Source organism: Tolypothrix sp. FACHB-123 (assembly GCF_014697075.1).
GTDB lineage: Bacteria > Cyanobacteriota > Cyanobacteriia > Cyanobacteriales > Nostocaceae > Aulosira.
In genome coordinates, this window is record NZ_JACJRE010000045.1 from 1 (window position 1) to 16,687 (window position 16,687).

Consider the following 16,687-nt stretch of genomic DNA (forward strand, 5'->3'; position numbering starts at 1 on the left):
TGTCAATACATATAAGGCTTTTGGCAAAATAAAGATGCTTTTTTTGTGTTTATATGAGTGCTATAACTAATAATTTGGCATAATAGCTACTGAAGAACCAAAATTTTATTCAATAGCTGAACCCGCTAAGAGAAAAAGTCAATAAGTCTTAATTTTCGTTAAAGTGGGATAACAATCAAAGTGTGAGGGTTGATACTGTATGCGAGTCCTACTGGTGTATCCAATATTTCCAAAAACCTTTTGGTCTTACGAAAAAATTTTGGACTTAGTCGATCGCAAGGTTTTGTTACCACCTTTGGGTTTAGTCACAGTGGCGGCGATTCTCCCTCAAGAATGGGAATATAAATTAGTCGATCGCAATATTCGCCCAGCTACCGAAGCAGAATGGGCTTGGGCTGATATAGTCATTTTCTCCGCCATGATTGTCCAAAAACAGGACTTACTCGACCAAATCCAAGAAGCAAAGCAGCGTGGTAAGTTAGTTGCTGTGGGTGGCCCCTATCCCACTTCTACACCCCATGAAGTGCAAAATGTTGGCGCAGATTTTCTCATCCTCGATGAAGGGGAAATTACCTTACCGATGTTTGTCGAGGCGGTTCAACGGGGCGAGACTTCTGGAACTTTCCGCACCAGCGAAAAACCAGATGTCACTACTACACCAGTACCCCGCTTTGATTTATTAGAACTTAATGCTTATGACATGATGTCCGTGCAGTTTTCGCGTGGGTGTCCCTTCCAGTGCGAATTCTGTGACATTATTGTTCTCTATGGTCGCAAACCGCGCACCAAAACACCAGCCCAATTGTTAGCCGAGTTAGATTACCTTTATGAGTTGGGTTGGCGACGGGGCGTGTTTATGGTTGACGACAACTTTATCGGTAACAAGCGCAACGTGAAATTGTTGCTGAAAGAGTTGAAAGTCTGGATGCAAGAACATCAATATCCCTTCCGGTTTGACACTGAAGCTTCCATTGATTTAGCACAAGACACGGAATTACTAGAGTTGATGGTTGAGTCTGGTTTCTCCGCAGTATTTTTGGGGATTGAAACACCAGATGAAGATAGCTTGCAAATGACCAAAAAGTTTCAAAATACCCGTAGCTCTTTAACTGATGCGGTGCAAACTATCATTAAAGCCGGATTGCGCCCAATGGCTGGATTTATCATCGGATTTGATGGAGAAAAAGCAGGCGCAGGCGATCGCATTGTCCGGTTTGCGGAACAAGCAGCTATTCCTTCTACTACCTTCGCTATGTTACAAGCGCTACCTAATACAGCCTTGTGGCATCGCCTGAAAAAAGAAGGCAGATTACGGGAAAACAAAGACGGTAACATCAACCAAACTACTTTGATGAACTTTGTACCTACCCGTCCACTGGAAGATATTGCCAGAGAATATATTGAGGCTTTCTGTGCTTTATACGACCCAGTTAAATATTTAGATCGCACTTATCGCTGCTTTTTAATGATGGGTGCGCCAAATTGGAAAGCACCGTTTAAATGGCCAGAATTGATCGTGATTAAAGCACTGTTAATTGTCATTTGGCGACAAGGAATTAAACGCGAAACTCGTTGGAAATTCTGGCATCACTTGTTTAGCATTATCAAGCGTAACCCAGGAGTAGCCGAGCATTATCTTTCTGCTTGTGCTCATAACGAGCATTTTCTCGAATATCGTCAAATTGTCCGCGATCAAATTGAAAGCCAGCTAGCAGAATATCTCGCACAAGGTACAGAAAAACCCTATGTAGTACCTGTGAAAGAAAAAGCTGAAGTTGTCGCTAGTTAATTATATTGGTCTGTCGCAAAAGTTTTGAGCTTACATATTTAACAAAACAATGTAACAGAATATTAGGGCACAACATGGTTGTGCCCTAATTAATATCTGCTGTGTCGCCAATATTATTTGCTAGATACGCGAGTAACGAAAATGCAGCCTGAGTAGACGTAACCAACGCATCCAAACAAGTGAAGGTTGTTCAAAAAATGTGAAAATATCTCCGAAACCTTGGTTTGTTTTTTGATGGTGTAACCAATGTCTTTCAGGAGTAGTAATAAAGAGAATTTGGCACAAAATAGTGACAAATTTTGGGGTTTTCCAATCCAAAACACTAATGTGTCTCCACCATACATGCAATTGACCTAAAATCAGCCCAGAAATCACGCCAATTGGGGAGAAAGACCACAAAATCAAAGCCATTAATAAATAAGGTAAAGCACCCAAAATTCCATCTAATAAAACTTGGGTATTTAAAGTCAAAATCGCATAATGGCGAAAGTCTTTCTTCCAACAATGATGGGTTTTTAAGTGGAGACTACCAAAAACATGCTCAGGAACGTGGTAAACGAAAGTTGAGAGAAAATCACCAAAAAACAATAATAACCAAGCAACTGCGATCGCCTCAAACATTTGTACTCCTCACATCCAAATTAAAAGAACTCTACAGCGAAAATGCAGATGTCACACTGAAGATGTAGACACTGCTCATATCAATTCGTAATTGCGAAATTTTTAGAGAATTGGTAGAACACTGTTTATGGCAAAATGCTACTCAGTCAAACAAGAGAAGCATCTATTCGGAAATTTATGCGCACAGTGTTATTCAGGAAATTCTGCAACATTAATTTCCCTAATTTCTGCTATCTATCGCTATCCGATTTGATTTTTTCAAAAACTCTAATTTTGATTTTGTCTCTGGGGTGATGGGACAAATACATCTTGACTCCAATCGGAATACCGTAGTTTAGCATATTCACCCCACAATCTTCTTATTAAGACTGACAGTATTAGCAAAGATTGAGTTAAAATTGGTAAAAATTTAGGTTAAGGCATTCTGTAAAAGTGTCTAGCCTGAATATGGGTTGATAAAGGCGATCGCCTAAATATTATAAATATAAATATTACCAAACCATAATCGAATTTTTACCAAATCTTGCAATATCAAACCAGAAACAACATTCAATACTAGGGAGCAGAGAAATTGATTGACTTTGAGGAGATCCAAGTTATAACATTCGATTGCTACGGGACTCTGATTGACTGGGAAAGTGGCATTTTAGCAGCAATCAAGCCACTTTTATCGGCTAAAGGGCATAACTTAGATGAGGAAAATATTCTGCAATTATTTGCCAGATTTGAGGCTGAAATTCAGCAGGGAGAATATTTGATTTATCGAGAAGTGCTGAAAAGGGTATTAGAAAAATTTGGCGCGCATTTTAGCTTTGTTCTTGCTAATGAAGAATTATATGCGCTGGCTGATTCAATTCGTTATTGGCTACCTTTTCTCGATACAGTTCAAGCATTGAAAGTGCTGAAGCAGAAATATAAATTGGCAATTATTTCTAATGTCGATGATAATCTCTTTGCTTTTTCGGCTCAACATTTAGAAGTAAAATTTGACTGGATTATTACCGCAGAGCAGGTAAAAAGCTATAAACCATCGCTGAATAACTTTACAGTGGCGATGGAGAGAATTAACTTACCTAAAGAACAGATATTACATGTGGCTGGCAGTATTTATCATGATATTGTGCCGGCAAAATCTTTAGGAATATCAACAGTTTGGGTAAATCGCAGAGCAGGTAAAGAAGGTGCTGGTGCTAGTTTACCAGTAGTTGCTCAGGCTGATTTAGAAGTACCAGATTTGCAGACTCTCGCCATTTTAAGTACAGGTTCTGAAGATTAATTACTACTGTGGGTAAAATTCTTCATGCCTGAATTGGGAATACTCAATCAAGGCGTGTGAGGATGAATAATGGCAGAGGAACGGGCGTATTGGTTAGCTTGGGCGCAAATTTCTGGGATTGGCCCTGTATTACTCAGGCGCTTGCAACAGCATTTTGGGACGCTGGCGACAGCTTGGAAAGCTACTGCGGCTGAATTAGCTCAGGTGGAGGGTTTTGGCGCGCAGACATTAGAAAAAGTGATCAAACAGCGATCGCGTCTCAATCCAGAGCAATTACTCCTCAAGCACCAAGCAGAAAACCCCCATTTTTGGACGCCAGCAGACGTAGATTATCCCCGCTTGCTTTTAGAAACACCCAGCCCCCCTGCAAGTTTGTACTATCGCGGAGAAGTAGAATTACAAGAAAATCTGGGAAACATACCCTTAGTTGGGATTGTCGGGACTCGTCAACCTTCAGATTATGGTATCCGTTGGACTCGCCAAATTAGCACAGCTTTAGCCAAAAACGGTTTCACAGTAGTTTCGGGAATGGCTGAGGGAATTGACACCGAAAGTCACCTAGCCACGATGAAAGCAGGTGGAAGAACGATCGCAGTTTTAGGTACAGGTGTTGATGTGATCTATCCACCGAAAAATCGAGATTTGTACAAACAGATTTTGACCTCAGGATTAGTAGTTAGTGAATATCCCGCCAAAACGCCACCAGATCGCAGTCATTTTCCTCGCCGCAATCGCATTATTGCAGGTTTAAGTCGGGCGATTTTAGTAATAGAAGCGCCAATAAAATCGGGTGCATTAATTACCGCTACCTACGCTAATGATTTCGGTAGAGATGTTTATGCATTACCTGGGAGATTAGACGATTTACCGTCTCAAGGATGTTTAAAATTAATTAGTCAAGGCGCTTCTATAATACTCAAAGAACTCGATGAACTGTTAAAAATGCTGGGAGCCATACCAAAATTAGATGTAATTACAGAATCATCAGCACCCCAGCAATTAACTTTGCCAAATTTAGCGCCAGAATTGCAACAAGTAATAGATACTTTAGCCTGTGATGCCTTACCTTTTGATTTTATTGTGCAAAAAACTGGCTTGAATACAGGCTCAGTTTCTAGCGCTTTATTACAGTTAGAATTGATGGGTTTGGTTACGCAGCTTCCAGGAATGCGATATCAGAAAACATAACAATTCAAAATTCAAAATTAAAGACATGCGATCGCAACTTAAGGACAAAATCTAACGTTCGCCATATTCCATCCCATTAGCGTCAGCATAGCGATACATAAACCGCATAAATCTTTCCCAACTATCGTCTTGCTCAATTTCAAATTTACATTCAACTTGCTTGAGTTCATCGCCTTCATCACCACCAAAAATGAAGCGCGTAGAAGAAGGTGTCACATTAATTTCGCCTTCTTCATCAGTTAATCGTAAGGAATTTAAAGACGGTTTAGTAAAGCTATTAAACCCTTCTAAGGCTTGTAATTTTTCAAAAAACATCACAACAATACGTTTCCCGGTGCGGACTTCCCGCCGCAAACTGACATTACTTAGTTCTTCACTAAGTCCGGCAAAAAATTCGATTGTAGGTGTAGTTGGTTCCATGTTAAATGAAGGATGAAATGTAAAGTATTGAAAATAAAATGGAAAATTAAGCTTTCCATTCTCATTTTCAACCTTAAGGGTAATTACTTATCCTTTTTTTCATACTTCATTATCTTTCTGTTAACTTATAGTCAACAGTCAACATTACCTGGGTGGATAATATGGGGGGTTCATCATTGGCGATGATGGATAAACAGTGTTAGGCATAGGATTAACCATGCCGTTAGGATAAGGAGTCATCACTGGGGGTGGATAACCATTCATGGGTACAGTCGGAGCCATCATGGGTGACTGATAACCTGTTGCCGGCATAGTATTTGTCGGCATATTGTTTGTCGGTATGGGTACTGCGCTATTGGGTACTGCGCTATTGGGTAGCAGATTATTTTGGCTAAATTGCTGGTAAGTTGTGCGAGAAATGGCGCTAATTAGTTTTTGGGCACGGGAGTCGTTGTTAGGTCGTTGTACCATAACTGCGGCTATATAGCGTTTGCCTGTTGGGATATCAACTAAACCCGCATCTGCTAGCATTGTGCCGATGTCGCCTGTTTTGTGGGCAATGGTAGCACCTGCTCCTAAACCGGATGGTAATAACTCATCCCTTTGGGTTTGGCGCATGATATCCAGCAAGCGATCGCGCGATCGCATATTCACTAAATTCCCTTGATGTACCATCGCCATCAATGTGGCTAATTCTTTGGGACTGGTGGTATTTGTTCCTTGTAAATCTGGAAGTTGATTGCGAATAGCTGTAGTTGTCAAACCCCAACTGCGGAACCGCTGGTTTAGCGCCTCTATTCCTCCCAGTCGCGCAATCAGCATATTTGTAGCTGTATTGTCGCTGATGGTAATCATTTTACTGGCGACTTCTAAAGCGGTAAACTGAGTTCCCGCTGGCTTGTATTGCATATTACCAGAACCACCAGCGATCATTTGTTGCTGCATGGTCAGCATTTCATCAAGGCGGATTTTCCCCGCATCCAAATCTTGGAAGAAAGCTACCAAAATGGGAATTTTAATGGTACTAGCTGCGGGAAAGCTGGCGTTGCTATTAATATCTACATAACTACCTGTATCCAAATCTACTAACATCACTCCCGGTGTGAGATTTGGATTGGCTGCTACAAGGTTTTGTACGGCGCTTTTTAACTGAAAATTTTCCTGAGATAAATTTAATCCTGAAGGCGTTCCCCCATTGGGAGTATTTTGGTTTTGGGATTGTCCGACATTGGTATTAGCTGGTGTGGAAGAACTAGGAGCCATGCGCGTAGCCGGGTCTAACACTGACAGCAGCGTCCCCATAATTGCGCCGATACCAACCCCCACAATTAACAACCGCATGGTGTACAACAAAGTTCTGGCCATTGGCTTTAAACGTGTTTTACGCGATCGCACTGGGTTTCTCGTACCTCTAGGCGATCGCGGATCTACCCGCACTGTCTTCATCTTCACAGTACCAGATTGTACTTGAGGAGCCGCCACCCTTGTTCTCGGTATTGGTTTGACCGCAGTCGGCATTACCAGCCCATTTTTTGACCCACTTTTTGACCTGGATACCCCAGTCGTCATTGGCGAGGAATTGACAGGCTTAGTTATATATGTAATTTGCGCTTCTTTCGCGACACCGCGCTTTTGATTAGGCGCTTTGACTTTCTTTGCTTCCACATTTTGGACTTTACGTGGACGCTGGCGGCGGTTTCCGGGTGGACGCCGCGAGAAAGCTCTTAGTTTGTCACTCGATTCTGACACCGCTACTCCTTGTGACCCACTTGATGGTTTTCCTGCTGACTCCCGACCCAAAACTCACTCCTCAAGTACTTTAATACTTTAATACTGAATTCACTTTTTGCCAGTAAGTAGCATTTTTGTGTTTAGTTTAAGCTATATTATCTATTTTGGGAGGGTGAATGGGTACATATTAGCGTAAGTTCCTTTCGTTGATTGAGCAAGATGAAAGACGCAGGGAATGACAACCAAATATTATTGCCCAATGCCAATGCCCAATGCCCAATGCCCCATACCCCATACCAACTATTCACGATAATTTGTAATCGCCCATTCTATCTGCCGCAAAATTCCTCGCAACATCGCGACTTCAGTGGTTTGCAGCTGTGTACGATTATATAATTGCCGAAATTTCTCCATCCTGCTAGTTGCTGTATGTGGATAAAGATAACCAATTTTGAGCAATAAAGATTCTAATTGTTGATAATAGGCTTCCAACAAATCCCAAGATGCGAGTTCTGGGGGTGTTGGGGACTCATTTGCTGGCTGCGCTGTTAATTGTGCCAATTCATAACAACAAATACCCACAGCCGTGGCTAAATTTAAAGATTGATAACTTTCATGGGTGGGAATCTGCACGAACTTCTGTGCATAGTTTAATTCTTCGTTGCTTAATCCTCGGTCTTCTCTGCCAAAAATTACGGCTACTGGTTTTTCTGGTTCTTCGAGTAACCAAGGTAAAGCTGTGCGGGGGTTTTCTAAAGGAATTTCCCAACTACTAACTCTACCTGTAGTGGCTATTACCCTGACACATCCTTGCAAAGCTTCTGGTAATGTCTGCACAACTACCGCAGATTCTAAAATTTCCTTTGCATGAACCGCCATTTTCATCGCATCCGGTGAGAGGCGATCGCATTGGGGATTGACGATCACTAGCTGATTCAGTCCAAAATTTTTCATTACCCGCGCGATCGCACCCAGGTTTAAGGGGCCAGCTGGCTCGACTAATACAATTCTTAATCCAGCTAATCCCATGTTTGTACCTCCTGCCATCTGCTCTGAATCTACTTGCACAATAGTTCAGAAGTTACCGCCAAGACAAGACCTAGAAGAATAAGGGACTTCCAAGTAAAAAAATATTCCATTGCTATTGTTCACTGTTGACGGTTGACTGTTAACTATGAACCGTCAACTGTCAACAGTCAACGTTTAACGGAATAATTTATTTTTTGGAGTTCCCTAACACTTTTTTACAACATACCCGACTTTTCAAACATACTCTAACATTGTGGGATAAAGCAGTAATTCTGCGGATTCATTTACAATTAAAGAATATAAACCCAAAAATCATTATGAATTCCTTCTTATCTTCAACATCGCAAACTAGCCAAGATGCTAACGAAGTCCTGGTCAATGTTATTGTAAAACAACAAGCTGATGGTAGAACAGTGGCTAGCGTTCCAGGGTTACCAGAATTACAAGTAGAAGCAAGCGATCGCACGACAGCCCTATCTGAACTTCAGCAACGCTTAGAAACTCATCTAGCTGGGGCAGAAATTGTATCTTTACCTGTCAAATTACCATCTAGCGATCTGAAAAATCCCTGGTTAGCAATGGCTGGAGTTTTTAAAGACGATCCACAATTTGAGCAGGTGCTAACAGCTATAGAAAACTATCGTCAGGAACTAGATAAATATACAGATGATAATTTTCCGCAAGCATAAAAGCATATTTTTTTAGGTAAAAGTCAGATGGCAAAATGGGTAATTGATACTGATCATGTTTCGCTACTCCAAAGAGTTCATCCAGTAGTAGTGAATAAAGTATCTACAGTCAATTCTGCGGAAATCGCAGTTACAATAATAACTATTGTTGAGCAAATGTACGGTCGTTTAGATGTAATTAACTGAGCAAAATCAAAACAAGAATTAGTTACAGGTTATACTTTATTAAAAGAAACATTTAATTTGCTAAGTCAAGCTAATATTCTTAATTTTAATGAAGTCGCATGTGATATCTATAACGATTTATTAAAACAAAAAATTCGTGTAGGTACACAAGATTTAAGAATTGCGTCTATTGCACTTGCGTTTAATTGTACATTGGTAACGCGCAATTTTAAAGATTTTCAGAAAATTCCTAATTTACAAATTGTCGATTGGTCGATTATATAAGGCAGTTAAATTAATGTTCTGGCTCAAAAGGACGCCTCAAGGAGTACAATATCCGAGGTTTGATTAACAATGCTGTATCCCATGCCGATCAGAAGAACCAGAAAATTGCACTTGCTGAAAGTAATCAAAAATTTCGTAATTTTACTATTAGTCTTAGTACTATTATTACTAGGATTTATTACTTATAATGTGCGTCAATCCTTTCCTGTAGAAAATGGCGCGATCGCACTTGGAGGACTAAAAGCTGAGGTAACTGTCCAGCGCGATCGCTGGGGTGTTCCCCACATTTATGCAGCCAATTCTCACGATCTATTTATGGCGCAAGGATACATCCACGCCCAAGACCGTTTTTGGCAAATGGACTTTTGGCGACACATAGGTTCTGGGCGGCTTTCAGAAATGTTTGGTTCTTCTCAAATCGCCACAGATAAGTATTTGCGGACAATGGGTTGGGCGAGGATAGCGCAGCAAGAAATCGCCCAAGTGAATGCAGAGATGAAGGCATATCTGCAAGCCTACGCTGATGGGGTCAATGCTTATTTAGCAGACCATCAAGGTAGTAAACTCAGTCTAGAATATGCAGTGTTGAAATTCCTCAATCCTGGGTATAAACCAGAACCTTGGCAAATGCTACACTCCCTTACTTGGGGTAAAGTCATGGCTTACGACTTGGGGAGGAATTTTGAGCGAGAAATCGAACGGACAATCTTACTGAAAACTCTGACTTTGGCGCAGGTAGAAGAACTTTTCCCCCCATACCCCCAAGATTTACCTGTGATTTTACCTGACCGGCAAAAAAAGCAAACGGGAGAGGAGAACAATTTTGATGAGACAGAGTTGATTGCTTCGAGTATTCAAGATGCAAAAGCAGCAATTACCCCAGCTTTGGAATCAATTACTCAGCCGATGCTGGCTGTAGAGAAATTAATCGGTTCTAGGGGAATTGGAATTGGTTCAAATAATTGGGTAATCTCTGGGAAACTTACGACTACAGGTAAGCCTATCTTAGCAAATGACCCGCACCTAGCAGTGCAAATGCCTTCGATTTGGTATGAGGTGGGATTACACTGTACAACCAAGACTGCGGAATGTCCTTTTAACGTGACAGGCTTTTCCTTTGCGGGGATGTTAGGAGTAATTATCGGTCATAGCGATCGCATTGCTTGGGGTGTAACCAATGTTGAACCAGATGTGATGGATTTATACATTGAAAAAATTAACCCTAACAACCCCAACCAATATGAGGTAAATGGTAAATGGGTAGATATGCAACTAGTCCAAGAGACAATTCAAGTTGCAGGAAGTCAACCAATTCTCCAAACAGTGCGCTACACCAGACACGGCCCCATTCTCTCTGATGTTTCACCCAAGTTACAGCAGTTACCAGGAAATCAGGTCATAGAAATCCCGCAACAATACGCTGTAGCTTTGCGCTGGACAGCTTTAGAACCATCAACCTTAGGATATGCAATTCCCCTACTAAATCGGGCGCAAAACTGGGAAGATTTTCGCGCAGCGGCGAAAAACTATGATGTACCTGCCCAGAATCTAGTTTATGCTGATATTGATGGCAATATAGGCTACCAAATGCCTGGTAAATTCCCCATCCGCGCTAAGGGTAACGGGCGTTATCCCGTTCCTGGATGGACAGATGAATATGAATGGTTAGGCTATATTGACTTTGAGCAATTGCCTAAAAGTTTTAACCCGCCTCAAGGTTACATTGCTACCGCTAACAATTTAGTACAAAATAAATATCCTTATTTAATTACCACTGACTGGGTGTATGGCTACCGTGCACAGCGGATTGTAGAGATGATTAGCCAAGCAAATGAACCTCTATCTCTGTTGGATGTAGAGACAATTCAGGGTGATAACCGCAATTTGAATGCGCGAAATCTATTACCACTATTGAAAAATATTGACCTCAATCAACAAAATTTACAACCAAATTTGGCATCCGCAAAAAAATTACTGATCGATTGGGATATGCAGCTAGAAATGCCATCCCCAGCGGCGGCTTTGTTTGAAGTATTCTGGAAACACTTACTAGCAGATACCTTTCACGATCAGTTACCTCAAGATTATTTTCCTAATGGCGGCGATCGCTGGTATGAAGTTGTCAAAAATATTATTAAGCAGCCCAATAGTAGCTGGTGGGATAACCGCAACACCCCCAAGGTAGAAAATCGCGACCAAATTCTGCGACAGGCGTTTACCGAGGCGGTGAATGAACTGGAAAAGATTCAAGGGAAAGATCCAAAGTCTTGGAATTGGGGTGATTTACATAGAATTACATTTCGTAATGCAACTTTAGGCAAATCTGGAGTTGGAGCCATCGAAGCTTTGTTCAATCGTGGTGCTTTTGCAACAGCGGGGAACGGGGAAACTGTCAACGCTAATCGCTGGAAAGCTAGCCAATCTTTTGAAGTGACAGATATTCCTTCTTTACGGATGATTATAGATTTAAAAAATCTTGATAATTCCCTAGCAATTCATGCCCCAGGACAATCCGGCCATGCTTTCCACAAACACTATACAGATATGGTTGACTCTTGGCGCAAAATTGCATATCATCCCATGCTTTGGCAACAGGATAATGTGAATGTAAATACAGCAGCAACACTTAAGTTAAGGACTTCTAAGTAAAAATATTTCATTGCTATTGTTGATTGTTGACCTTTCACAGTCAACAGTCAACAGTCAACGACTGGAAGCGGAATTTTTTTGGCGTTCCCTTAATTCCCAAAAACTTGAGATCTGATAACAATGTGAAAAAATAATGCGACAGATGGTAGGGTCAAGGCATTGCCTTGCCCTCTAGAATATATTGATGTGTCGCAAACATTATTTGAATGGGGATGAAGAAAAATATGTAAATTTATAGCCTAATAAATTAGTATAACTTAATAGTATTGAGCGAAAGTATAGAGTATAAATTAACATAACCAATCTTCACTCTGGATTGAGCAAAATATACGAGGAGAAAATCAATAAAATGCAACTTCTTAAAAGAATTACTATGATTTCCGGAACGGCAGCGATCGCTTTTGTATTTGTAGGTTGTGGAGAGTCTAAAGTTGCTCAATGTAACAAAATAATTAAAGTTGCCAATCAGGCAGTAACATTAGGTCAAGATTTCGGCAAAAATCCTAATCCGCAAAAAGGCTCTAAAGCCTTAACGGAAGTTGCTGCAAAAATAGACACAATTACTACAGAAATGAAAGGTCTGGAAATCAAAGATGAAAAATTGCAAGGTTATCAAGGGCGCTTTCTTAGTCTGTATGACAATACTAGTAAGGGTTTGAAAGATACAGCAACTGCCATAGATAAAAAGAATTTAAAAGGTGCAAATGCCGCTTTGGTAAATTTGAGAAAAAATGGTAGTGAAGAAACTAAATTGGTAAATGAAATTAATACTTACTGCTCTGGAAAATAAGAAATTTCTCATTAGTTAGTTGTCAGTTGTAAGTTTTTATTTCTGTGCTGTTTTGTGTTTGTTATTTGCTTATATACTCTATCTGGTTGGTGAGAATTACTATTAATTTAATTCTCTGCCGGGATTTTTAATAAAGGTAATACCTTCTGCTTTAACAATCTAATTAAAGCTGCTTCCATATACTCATATTCATCGGGAATATGCAAACAGATGACTCTTTTATCTTTAAGAAAGGGCTGAAAATTTTTGGTTAACTTCTGTTTATGGGACTTTTCCATCACAAAAATTATATCAGCCCATTCAATTGCTTCTGTTGACACTGGTACTTCAGCATAACGATCTAAACCTGCTGAATCTGTTTCAATTCCTGCATATTCAGAAAATACAACTTCAGCTGTTGGGCTACGCAGTCGATTTTGACTACATAAAAATAAAAGTTTCTTCATAAATTGATATTTTAAAGCATTTTTAATTATAAAAATGAGATTGGTCAGTTGCGCGATCGCACTTCCTTTTCCAATCATCCATATAGATTTTTCTGAGCTTATTTTCCTCTAACTGACAGTATCCATGTCAGTCTGAAGTTTATACAGCGTTCTGAGCCATCTCATATTTCACAACAAATGACAACCAATTGACATAGGGTAGCAATACACGATACATCATGAGTCAATCGTTCAATGATTTAAGATGCCGAATTTCTTTCATTGTCAGTTATATCAGCATCAGGAGGGATGACGATGGATAGTAGCTTAATTATATCCAACTTCCTGAATCCGCCTGTTCTGTTTTTCTTTCTAGGGATGGCTGCGGTTTTTGTCAAGTCTGATTTAGAAATTCCTGCACCAATACCTAAACTATTCTCACTTTATTTGCTGTTTGCGATTGGCTTTAAAGGCGGAGTAGAATTGATTAAAAGTGGCATCACTCAAGAAGTTGTTTTGACGCTCTCGGCAGCGATGTTAATGGCTTGTTTTGTGCCGATTTACACGTTTTTTATCCTCAGACTCAAGCTTGATACCTACGATGCTGCTGCGATCGCTGCAACTTATGGTTCAATCAGTGCTGTCACCTTTATCACTGCTAGTGCTTTTTTAACTGAGCTTGGTATTAGTTTTGATGGCTTCATGGTAGCAGCTCTGGCTCTCATGGAATCTCCTGCCATCATTGTTGGTCTGATCCTGGTGAATATATTTACGGTAGATGAGAAACGGGAATTTTCTTGGTCAGAAGTGTTACAAGAAGCATTTTTGAATAGTTCCGTTTTTCTTTTGGTAGGTAGTCTTCTCATTGGCTTCATTACAGGAGAACATGGTTGGCACGTTTTAGAACCTTTTACTCAAGGTTTATTTTATGGCGTTCTCACCTTCTTTTTATTAGATATGGGCTTAGTCGCCGCCAGAAGAATTAAGGAGTTGCAAAAAACCGGAGTTTTCCTGATCTTATTTGCCATATTAATTCCCTTAGTCAATGCAGCCATTGCCTTAGTCATATCCAAATTCATCGGTATGTCTCAGGGAGATGCACTTCTGTTTGCGGTACTGTGTGCTAGCGCTTCCTACATTGCTGTCCCCGCAGCTATGCGGATGACAGTTCCTGAAGCAAATCCTAGTTTGTACGTTTCTACAGCTCTAGCAGTCACATTTCCGTTCAACATTATTATCGGAATTCCGCTATATCTATACGGAATTAACCTATTTTGGAGGTAATAATATGCATTTAGTTAAAAAGATAGAAATTATCGCCAACTCTTTTGAACTAGCCAAAATATTAGATAGTTTAGACAAGTCAGGCGTACATGGTCATGCAGTAATTCGAGATGTTGCTGGTAAAGGATTACGGGGTACAGCAGAAGATTTAGATATGACAATGCTTGATAATGTCTACATCATTGCCTTTTGTATGCCAGAACAACTCAAGCCTGTGGTGGAAAACATTAGACCACTGCTCAACAAATTTGGCGGAACCTGTTACATCTCTGATGTTATGGAGATTCGCTCTATGAAATGTGTAGCGTCATTATAACAGGCTAATAACACACTTTATGGAACGTCGTGACTTTTTAAAATTAGGAGCCACAGGTGTATTTGGTTTAAGCCTAAGTACCAGCGATTTAATTTGGCAAGTGCAAGCAGCAACAGCAGCCGAATTACCTGCGGATAATCCCGAATCTCTGACTCCCGATGCTGCACTACAAAAACTGATAGAGGGAAATCAGCGGTTTGTACAGCATCAACCCCAATACCCAGATCAATCGGCGGCGCGGTTGCAACAAGTAGCGCAAGCACAGCATCCTTTTGCAACCATCCTCAGCTGTGCAGATTCCCGGGTTGCGCCAGAAATTCTTTTCGATCAAGGTATTGGCGATATCTTTGATGTGCGGATTGCGGGAAATATTGCCACACCAGAAGCCCGTGGCAGTATTGAATATGCAGTTACCTTACTCGGCTCACCTTTACTGATGGTACTAGGCCACGAGCGCTGTGGAGCCGTCACCGCTGCTGTCCAAAATGAAACCTTACTGGGTGATATTAGTACCTTTGTCAAAGCAATTAAGCCAGCTGTCGCCAGGGTGAAAAATCAGCCAGGTGACGCAGTGGATAACGCTGTCGTGGCAAATGTGCAATATCAAATTGAACGGTTAAAGCGATCGCCTCTGTTAAGCGATCGCCTCAAGTCCGGTAAATTTAAAATTGTCGGAGGCCGTTACGATTTAGATACCGGAAAGGTAACTATTATCACTTAGAAGCATAAATTACTAGTTCACCACATAAGTTATGAAGCTGTGTGAGGCATTATATCCCCGACTTTTCCAAAAAGTCGGGGATTTTGCTTATAGCCATCCAAAAATATGTCAATTGTAGATATTTATGATGCAATAGTTGTATGATTCTCTGATGCATCCGACAAATTAGGTATTTCTCAAATGTAAATTTCTCAATTTAAAGGAATATATTTTATTTTGGTAAAAAATTGCTGATAAATTCCACAAAATTAGTGACTTTTATATATTAAACAATTTCACGGAATGCCTGATACAAATGATTAATCTCTAATTCTTTCCCCCTGCTCCCTGCTCCCTGCCCCCTCTATTTGTATCAATCTCTGAAATATCTACTAATTAGTATTTTTTAGTTCAAGATGATCGGGAAGAATAGATATACTTGATTTGCAGACAATTTAAAAAAATATATAACCTTTGAGCAAAATAAAATTCAGTACAATCAAGAGGTATCAGTTTGAATATTTGTGAAAAAACAGTCATTTCTAACTTAGAATTTGAAAATTTTGCTACTAGACAAGATACTTTTTATGGTTTGATAATTGCTTTATTAATTATTAGTGTTTGGCTAGGAAGTTTAGTTTTTTTATTAAGTATTAATTATCAGCAAATGCCAAATTGGTCGATACCAATTGCGGTAATTTGGCAAACTTTTATCAGTACAGGACTATTTATTACTGCTCATGATGCCATGCATGGTTCCGTTTATCGCCAAAATCCAAAAATTAATCATTTAATTGGTGCCATAGCGGTTACACTTTACGCTTTATTTCCCTACCAACAGCTTGTGCAAAAACATTGGTTACATCATAAACATCCAGCGAGCGAAATTGACCCCGATTTTCACGACCAAAAACGCAAAAATGGCTTTTTTTGGTATTTCCGCTTCATGATGGAATACTCAACTTGGCAACAATTACTTGGGTTCACAATCATATTTAATTGTGCGAGATTTGTTTTGCACATGCCGATGATGAATCTTATCTTATTTTGGTGTATTCCGCCAATTTTAAGTTCTATTCAACTATTTTATTTTGGGACATATTTACCTCATCGCGAACCTAAATCAGGATATATTTATCCTCATTGCACCCAAACAATTGCATTACCAACTTTTTGGTCACTTATTGCTTGCTATCACTTCGGTTATCATCAAGAACATCATGAATATCCCCATGTAGCTTGGTGGCAACTTCCTGAAGTTTATCAACGAAAAAAGGCAGAAGGCAGAAGGCAGATGACAGAAGGAAAACAAGGAGGATAAATGACTACT

At 40.1% G+C, this 16,687-nt stretch carries 16 protein-coding genes; 11 read left to right on the forward strand and 5 right to left on the reverse strand.

Annotated features, from left to right (window positions below; translation table 11 throughout):
• The first annotated feature begins 199 nt into the window (after nt 1–199).
• The gene (locus tag H6G41_RS24495) at nt 200–1,789 is read left to right on the forward strand and encodes a B12-binding domain-containing radical SAM protein (RefSeq protein WP_190749495.1); all 1,590 of its coding nucleotides are present in this window, start codon (nt 200–202) and stop codon (nt 1,787–1,789) included.
• 120 nt (nt 1,790–1,909) lie between these two features.
• Here the strand turns inward: H6G41_RS24495 and H6G41_RS24500 are convergent, their stop codons facing one another.
• On the reverse strand, nt 1,910–2,410 hold the full coding sequence (locus H6G41_RS24500; protein ID WP_190749497.1) for a sterol desaturase family protein: 501 nt from the start codon (nt 2,408–2,410) through the stop codon (nt 1,910–1,912).
• A 571-nt stretch (nt 2,411–2,981) separates the two neighbouring features.
• Here H6G41_RS24500 and H6G41_RS24505 point away from each other — a divergent pair.
• Together H6G41_RS24505 and dprA are read left to right on the forward strand one after the other, a co-directional pair.
• Complete coding sequence (locus tag H6G41_RS24505; RefSeq protein WP_190749499.1) at nt 2,982–3,686, forward strand: haloacid dehalogenase type II; 705 nt, start codon at nt 2,982–2,984, stop codon at nt 3,684–3,686.
• Between the two features lie 69 nt (nt 3,687–3,755).
• Nucleotides 3,756–4,874, forward strand: a complete 1,119-nt coding sequence (gene dprA / locus H6G41_RS24510) for a DNA-processing protein DprA (protein WP_190749501.1) — start codon at nt 3,756–3,758, stop codon at nt 4,872–4,874.
• 51 nt (nt 4,875–4,925) lie between these two features.
• On the opposite strand, the gene psb28 is transcribed toward dprA, so the two are convergent.
• The 3 genes from psb28 to H6G41_RS24525 all read right to left on the reverse strand — a co-directional run bounded on the left by psb28 (nt 4,926) and on the right by H6G41_RS24525 (nt 8,054).
• Nucleotides 4,926–5,294, reverse strand: coding sequence for a photosystem II reaction center protein Psb28 (gene psb28, locus H6G41_RS24515; RefSeq protein WP_190749502.1), 369 nt, complete (start codon nt 5,292–5,294; stop codon nt 4,926–4,928).
• 144 nt (nt 5,295–5,438) lie between these two features.
• A complete protein-coding gene (locus H6G41_RS24520) occupies nt 5,439–7,043 on the reverse strand; it encodes a serine hydrolase (RefSeq protein WP_190749504.1) in 1,605 nt (534 codons plus the stop codon).
• 282 nt (nt 7,044–7,325) lie between these two features.
• Nucleotides 7,326–8,054: an RNA methyltransferase gene (locus tag H6G41_RS24525; protein WP_190749598.1), complete on the reverse strand. Its 729-nt coding sequence runs from the start codon at nt 8,052–8,054 to the stop codon at nt 7,326–7,328.
• A 317-nt stretch (nt 8,055–8,371) separates the two neighbouring features.
• Here H6G41_RS24525 and H6G41_RS24530 point away from each other — a divergent pair, with 317 nt between their 5' ends.
• From H6G41_RS24530 to H6G41_RS24545, 4 genes are all read left to right on the forward strand, one after another.
• A complete protein-coding gene (locus H6G41_RS24530) occupies nt 8,372–8,743 on the forward strand; it encodes a hypothetical protein (RefSeq protein WP_190749506.1) in 372 nt (123 codons plus the stop codon).
• A gap of 27 nt (nt 8,744–8,770) precedes the next feature.
• The gene (locus tag H6G41_RS35355; protein ID WP_242038036.1) at nt 8,771–8,929 is read left to right on the forward strand and encodes a hypothetical protein; all 159 of its coding nucleotides are present in this window, start codon (nt 8,771–8,773) and stop codon (nt 8,927–8,929) included.
• Nucleotides 8,930–9,274: 345 nt separating this feature from the next.
• Nucleotides 9,275–11,842 (forward strand): penicillin acylase family protein, encoded by a 2,568-nt coding sequence (locus H6G41_RS24540; RefSeq protein ID WP_190749508.1) that lies wholly within the window; start codon nt 9,275–9,277, stop codon nt 11,840–11,842.
• A 349-nt stretch (nt 11,843–12,191) separates the two neighbouring features.
• A complete protein-coding gene (locus H6G41_RS24545) occupies nt 12,192–12,632 on the forward strand; it encodes a hypothetical protein (protein ID WP_190749510.1) in 441 nt (146 codons plus the stop codon).
• Between the two features lie 107 nt (nt 12,633–12,739).
• On the opposite strand, the gene H6G41_RS24550 is transcribed toward H6G41_RS24545, so the two are convergent.
• Nucleotides 12,740–13,078, reverse strand: coding sequence for a low molecular weight protein tyrosine phosphatase family protein (locus H6G41_RS24550; protein WP_190749600.1), 339 nt, complete (start codon nt 13,076–13,078; stop codon nt 12,740–12,742).
• A gap of 294 nt (nt 13,079–13,372) precedes the next feature.
• Here H6G41_RS24550 and H6G41_RS24555 point away from each other — a divergent pair, with 294 nt between their 5' ends.
• The 4 genes from H6G41_RS24555 to crtW all read left to right on the forward strand — a co-directional run bounded on the left by H6G41_RS24555 (nt 13,373) and on the right by crtW (nt 16,678).
• The gene (locus H6G41_RS24555; protein ID WP_190749512.1) at nt 13,373–14,341 is read left to right on the forward strand and encodes a sodium-dependent bicarbonate transport family permease; all 969 of its coding nucleotides are present in this window, start codon (nt 13,373–13,375) and stop codon (nt 14,339–14,341) included.
• A 4-nt stretch (nt 14,342–14,345) separates the two neighbouring features.
• The gene (locus tag H6G41_RS24560; RefSeq protein ID WP_190749514.1) at nt 14,346–14,657 is read left to right on the forward strand and encodes a P-II family nitrogen regulator; all 312 of its coding nucleotides are present in this window, start codon (nt 14,346–14,348) and stop codon (nt 14,655–14,657) included.
• A gap of 19 nt (nt 14,658–14,676) precedes the next feature.
• Nucleotides 14,677–15,378, forward strand: a complete 702-nt coding sequence (locus H6G41_RS24565; RefSeq protein WP_190749516.1) for a carbonic anhydrase — start codon at nt 14,677–14,679, stop codon at nt 15,376–15,378.
• Between the two features lie 493 nt (nt 15,379–15,871).
• Complete coding sequence (gene crtW / locus H6G41_RS24570; protein ID WP_190749518.1) at nt 15,872–16,678, forward strand: beta-carotene ketolase CrtW; 807 nt, start codon at nt 15,872–15,874, stop codon at nt 16,676–16,678.
• Nucleotides 16,679–16,687 lie beyond the last annotated feature (9 nt).